This is a genomic window from Janthinobacterium sp. BHSEK (assembly GCF_056174685.1).
Genome location: NZ_JBWBYV010000198.1, coordinates 1 through 900, shown reverse-complemented (window position 1 = coordinate 900; position 900 = coordinate 1). Strand labels below are relative to the sequence as shown.

Here is a 900-nt window from a genome sequence, read left to right as displayed (position 1 = left end):
ACGCGCAATTGCCATTGCCCCGGGCCAACCTGCGCCACCTGCGTTTTTTTGATGTTGGCGAGAAATTTGACGGCAAAGGTAATGATGCCCGCACTGATGGGCGTGCCTTCGCTGTCATACAGCTGATCCTCAACCTTGCCGGAGGATAGTTCGATACGGCGATAATGCCTGCCGCAGGGGCAGGCACCCGATACCCAGCGTGCGCGGTCGGCAATGCGGTAGCGCACCAGCGGCATCGCATGGTTATGCAGGGTGGTCCCGACCACGTAGCCGAAATCGTCCGTGGGCCGATCGTGCTGATCCAGGATTTCCACGTAGGAATATTCTGGATGCAGGTGGTAGTACCCATGTTCGCACTGGCCGGCAAAGGCGATGCGTTCGGCCATGCCGTAGAAGTCGAATACCTTGCAGCCAAAGGCGCGTTCGATTTGTTCGCGCTGGGCCGGGTAGACGGGTTCGGAACCGGTGACGACGCCGCGCAGGCGTAAGGGGTGTGCCAGTCGTTCTGCCGCGCGCGCCAGCTCAAATGCTGCCGATGGATAGGCCCGCAACTGTTTGGCCCCGACGCGGGCTATGCTGTTGAGCATATCCTCGGCCGTGTCCCGGTTCATGTGGCGCGTCGATACCAGCAACTGCTTGCCGAAACGGTCCCATAGCCAGGGCTGCGCATCCTGCTGGCTGATACCGATGACCTGGTCCCCCCGCAAGATGGCTTGTGCCTGGCCATTTTCATGGCCGGCCCAGTGCCAGAACTGCAGCTGAAACGCTTCTTCCCAGATAATCGAATCGATGCTGCGGAACACTTCCAGCGGCGTGCCGGATGAGCCGCTGGTTTTTCCCTGTGCCCACCATGGACGGCGTTTCCCCCCGTTCGGATAAAAACTGTCGCGTCCGGAGACA

General features: G+C 60.6%; 1 pseudogene. It reads right to left on the bottom strand.

From position 1 onward, the window contains the following. A pseudogene (locus AC0V2Y_RS28380) lies at positions 1-900 on the bottom strand (hypothetical protein); the annotation flags it as partial.